Here is a 4,641-nt window from a genome sequence, read left to right on the forward strand (position 1 = left end):
AAAAGCCTGTAGGGGGACGCCATGGGGGACGGAATAGACGCCAACCAAAAAAACTAATAAAAACATAGTCTTGCTGGATGTTTTGGCGGACAGGGTGGGATTCGAACCCACGAGACGCTTGCACGCCTACCGGTTTTCGAAACCGGCGCCTTCGACCACTCGGCCACCTGTCCGTACCGTCGGCCCCAAGAGGAGCTGCGGGCGAGGAGGGACAGTCGTGGCGCACGCCGTCCCCACGCGCCTGCGGGTCGCCCCGACGGGGCGCTCTCTAGCGAAGGGGCTGGCGGGGCGCAACCCGGTTTCCGGCGTCCCCCGCACGCGCGCTCTTGGAAAGCGGGCGCGCCCGGCCTACGCTCGGCGTGTCACATCGGAGGGATGGTCATGATCCAGCGCGTCCGCGCCACAGTTCTCGCGCTCGCGGCCGTGGCGCTTCCCGGCCCGCCGGCGAGCGCCGAGTCGGACGGGGCGGAGCGGCTGATCGATCTTCTGGGACTGCCCGAGATCGTGGAGGTGATGCGCGAGGAGGGGCTTGCCTACGGCGACGATCTTGCCGACGACATGCTGCCCGGCGGGGCGTCTGACGGGTGGACGGCGACCGTCTCGCGGATCTACGATCCCGCACGGATGGAGGCCACGCTGCGTGCGCCGTTCCTGTCCGGCATGGATGATACCGATCCGGCGCAGCTCATCGCCTTCTTCGAGACCGACGCCGCGCAGCGTCTGGTCGCGCGGGAGGTGAGCGCGCGGCGCGCGATGATCGACGACGACGTGGAGGCTGCGGCGCGCGATGCCTATCTCGAGCGCGCCCGCGATCCGGACGCCACCTTCCGCGTCGTGCGCGATTTCGTGCGGGTCAACGACCTCGTGGCCTCAAATGTCGCCGGGGCGCTGAACTCCAATCTCGCCTTCTACCGCGGGCTCGCCGAGGGGGGCGCCCTCGACATGTCGGAGCAGGAGATGCTCGCAGAGGTCTGGGCGCAGGAGGAGCAGACGCGCGCCGACACGCGGGACTGGCTCTACGGTTTCCTGCTCGCCGCCTACGACGAGGTTCCCGTGGCGGTGCTGGAGCGGTACGTCGAACTCTCGGAAACCGAGGCCGGGCGCGCCATGAACCGGGCGCTCTTTGCCGGCTTCGACAGGATGTATGCCGAGATTTCCTACGCGCTCGGGCGCGCGCTCGCGCGGGAGATGGAGGCGACCGAGCTCTGAGCCGGTCTTGACATGCGGGCCCGCGCGCCCGATAAGCGCGCACTCCGGGCGGGCCGTCGTGGCCGGCCCGCGACGGTGTAATCGTCGCTCCGCAAGGGGCGCGCTGTCCGAGGCGGCCGGGTCGACCGGCCGAGAACGACCGGCAGGGCCGGGGGCCGAAGGACGCGGCAGAAAAGAGGAAGACGCGCATGTTCGCGGTCATGAAGACCGGCGGGAAGCAGTACCGGGTCGAGCCGGGCGACACGCTGGAGATCGAGAAGCTCGCCGCCGAGGCAGGCGATACGGTGCAGTTCAACGAGGTCCTGATGCTGGGCGGCGACTCGCCGCAAGTGGGGGCGCCGACCGTCGAAGGCGCCGCGGTGCAGGCCGAGGTGCTCGGGCAGGTGAAGGGGCCGAAGGTCATCAACTTCGTGCGCCGCCGCCGCAAGCACTCCTCGAAGCGTACCAAGGGGCACCGCCAGCAGCTCACCATGGTCAAGGTGACGGAGATCCTCGGGTCGGGCGCCGACGCGACGGGCGTTCAGGCAGCGGTCGGTGCGGGCAAGGCGCCGCGCACGGCCGGGACCGCCGAGACCGCTCCCAAGGCCAAGGCGACCGCGCCGGCGGGGGGCGACGACCTGACGAAGCTGTCGGGCGTCGGACCGAAGCTGGCCGAGAAGCTGCAGGGCGCGGGCGTGACGAGCTTCGCGCAGATCGCGGCCTGGACCGAAGAGGACATCGTGGCGCTCGACGAACAACTTTCGATCCGGGGCCGCATCGAGCGCGAGGGCTGGATCGATCAGGCCAGGGCGCTCGCGGCAGAGAAGGAGTAACGGCAGATGGCACACAAGAAAGCAGGCGGGTCGTCGCGCAACGGTCGCGATTCCGCCGGCCGCCGCCTCGGCGTGAAGCTCTTCGGCGGGCAGGCGGCGCGCCCGGGCAACATCATCCTGCGTCAGCGCGGCAACAAGTGGTGGCCGGGCGAGGGCGTCGGTCAGGGCAGGGATCACACGATCTTCGCCACGGTCGAAGGGCGCGTGACCTTTCGCAAGGGCTTCAGGGGGCGGACCTTCGTCTCCGTCGAACCGGTCGCCGAGGCCGCGGAGTAGGCCGGTCCCGACAATGTGACATGGTTTCATGGGGGATCGGCGCGGCCGGTCCCCCATATTCGTCGCAACAGGGCAGGGTCGATTTCCGGGGAGGAACGACATGACGGTCCAGACGATCCGCACGCAGCCCGTGATCGAGACTGCGCGTTTCGACCTTCGGCCGCTGCGCCCATCCGATGCGGGGTTGATCGCCCTCTATTCAGGTGATTACCGCGTGGCCAGCATGACGCGGTCGATCCCGCATCCCCTGCCGCCCGGCGCGGCGGAGGCCTTTGTCGCCCGCGCGGTATCCGATGACCGGACCGAGGACGTCTGGGCGATGGATGCCACCCGCCACGGGGGGCCGGAACTGATGGGCGTTGTCGCGCTCGAACGCATGGATCGCGACCAGTCGGAACTCGGATACTGGGTCGGCCCGGCCTTCTGGAACACCGGTTTTGCACAGGAAGCGGTGCGGGCGATCGCCTCGGCCAATCCGCTGGCGCAGACGGCGATGTTCGCGTCCGTGTTTCAGGACAACGCGCCCTCGGCGCGGGTCCTCACGCAATGCGGCTTCGCCTATCTCGGCGATGCCGAGGCGTATTCCGTCGCGCGCGGGGCCAAGGTGGGCACCTGGACCTATTCGCGCAAACTGGATTGAGCCCACCCGCGCGCCGCGCTAGAGCGCGCGGCACCGGCTGAGGAGGCCGCGCGCGCATGAAGTTCCTCGATCTCGCCAGGGTCCAGATCCGGTCCGGCGCCGGCGGTGCCGGATCCGTGAGTTTCCGGCGTGAGAAATACGTCGAATACGGCGGGCCGGACGGCGGCGACGGTGGCCGCGGCGGCGATGTCTGGGCGGAGGCGGTGGACGGGCTGAACACCCTGATCGACTTCCGCTATCAACAGCACTTCTTCGCGAAGAACGGCCGGCACGGCATGGGCAAGGCACGCACCGGCGCCGACGGCGCGGACGTCACGTTGCGCGTGCCCGTCGGCACCGAGATCCTTGACGAGGATCATGAGACGGTGATCGCCGATCTGACCGATGTGGGCGACCGCGTGCTGCTCGCGCGCGGCGGCAACGGCGGCTGGGGCAACCTCCATTTCAAGACCTCGACCAATCAGGCCCCGCGCCGCGCCAATTCGGGGCAGGAGGGCGTGGAGCGCACGCTCTGGCTGCGGCTCAAGCTGATCGCGGACGCCGGCCTTCTCGGGCTGCCCAACGCCGGGAAATCCACCTTCCTCGCCGCGACCTCGAACGCGCGGCCGAAGATTGCCGACTATCCCTTCACCACGCTGCACCCGAACCTCGGCGTCGTGGGCGTGGACGGGGCGGAGTTCGTGGTGGCCGACATCCCCGGCCTCATCGAGGGCGCGCACGAGGGGCGCGGGATCGGCGACCGCTTCCTCGGCCATGTCGAGCGCTGCGCGGTGCTCCTGCATCTGGTGGACGGGACGTCGGACACCATCGCCGAGGACTGGCGCGCGGTGATCCGCGAGCTCGAGCTCTACGGCGGGCACCTGAACGACAAGCCGCGGGTGACCGCGCTCAACAAGGTCGACGCGCTGGCGCCGGAGGCGCGGGCCGCGGCGGTGGCCGAGCTCCGCGCGGCCTCAAGCGCGGAGGTGCACGAAATCTCCGGCGTGAGCGGCGAGGGCCTCGCCGAGGTGCTGCGCGCGCTGCGGGCCGAGATCGCGGCGACCCGCGCCGCCGAACGCGCGGAGGAGACGGAGGAGGCGCCGTGGCGGCCCTGACCGGTGCGGCGCGCGTCGTCGTCAAGATCGGCTCGGCGCTCCTGGTCGACGGCACGACCGGCGGGCTGCGTGCCGACTGGCTGGCGAGCCTCGCCGCGGATGTCGCGGCGCTGAAGGGGCAGGGGGCCGAGGTGGTGCTCGTCTCCTCGGGCTCCATCGCGCTTGGCCGGGGGGTGCTGGCGCTCGGCTCCGGGCCCCTGCCTCTCGAACAGGCGCAGGCGGCGGCGGCGGTCGGCCAGATCCGCCTCGCCCGCGCCTACGAGGAGGCGCTGGCGCCGCACGGGCTGACCGCGGCGCAGGTGCTGGTGACGCTGGAGGACAGTGCGAACCGGCGCCGCTATCTCAATTCCCGCGCGACGCTCGGCACGCTTCTCGCGCTCGGGGCAGTGCCCATCGTGAACGAGAACGATACCGTCGCCACCGACGAGATCCGCTACGGCGACAACGACCGCCTCGCCGCGCAGGTGGCGGTGACGGTGGGCGCCGACCGCCTCGTGCTGCTCTCCGACGTGGACGGGCTCTACACCGCGAACCCGGCGCGCGACCCGGCCGCGCGCCGCCTCGACACGGTCGAGGAGATCACGCCGGAAATCGAGGCGATGGCCGGCGA

At 70.5% G+C, this 4,641-nt stretch carries 6 protein-coding genes and 1 tRNA gene; 6 read left to right on the top strand and 1 reads right to left on the bottom strand.

Features of this window, described 5'->3' with window-relative positions:
- Positions 1-83 precede the first annotated feature (83 nt).
- Positions 84-173, bottom strand: a tRNA-Ser gene (locus ACESL7_RS13210).
- A 208-nt stretch (positions 174-381) separates the two neighbouring features.
- Between ACESL7_RS13210 and ACESL7_RS13215 the strand changes: the two genes are divergently transcribed.
- From ACESL7_RS13215 to proB, 6 genes are all read left to right on the top strand, one after another.
- The gene (locus ACESL7_RS13215; RefSeq protein WP_372893775.1) at positions 382-1,209 is read left to right on the top strand and encodes a hypothetical protein; all 828 of its coding nucleotides are present in this window, start codon (positions 382-384) and stop codon (positions 1,207-1,209) included.
- A gap of 188 nt (positions 1,210-1,397) precedes the next feature.
- A complete protein-coding gene (locus tag ACESL7_RS13220) occupies positions 1,398-2,021 on the top strand; it encodes a 50S ribosomal protein L21 (RefSeq protein WP_372893776.1) in 624 nt (207 codons plus the stop codon).
- A 6-nt stretch (positions 2,022-2,027) separates the two neighbouring features.
- On the top strand, positions 2,028-2,297 hold the full coding sequence (gene rpmA / locus ACESL7_RS13225; protein WP_372893777.1) for a 50S ribosomal protein L27: 270 nt from the start codon (positions 2,028-2,030) through the stop codon (positions 2,295-2,297).
- 100 nt (positions 2,298-2,397) lie between these two features.
- The gene (locus ACESL7_RS13230) at positions 2,398-2,937 is read left to right on the top strand and encodes a GNAT family N-acetyltransferase (RefSeq protein ID WP_372893778.1); all 540 of its coding nucleotides are present in this window, start codon (positions 2,398-2,400) and stop codon (positions 2,935-2,937) included.
- A 56-nt stretch (positions 2,938-2,993) separates the two neighbouring features.
- On the top strand, positions 2,994-4,031 hold the full coding sequence (obgE, locus tag ACESL7_RS13235) for a GTPase ObgE (RefSeq protein WP_372893779.1): 1,038 nt from the start codon (positions 2,994-2,996) through the stop codon (positions 4,029-4,031).
- On the top strand, positions 4,019-4,641 hold a 623-nt coding region (gene proB, locus ACESL7_RS13240; protein ID WP_372893780.1), incomplete at its 3' end, for a glutamate 5-kinase. The genes obgE and proB, both read left to right, overlap by 13 nt.

Source organism: Rhodosalinus sp. (genome assembly GCF_041685465.1).
GTDB lineage: Bacteria > Pseudomonadota > Alphaproteobacteria > Rhodobacterales > Rhodobacteraceae > Rhodosalinus.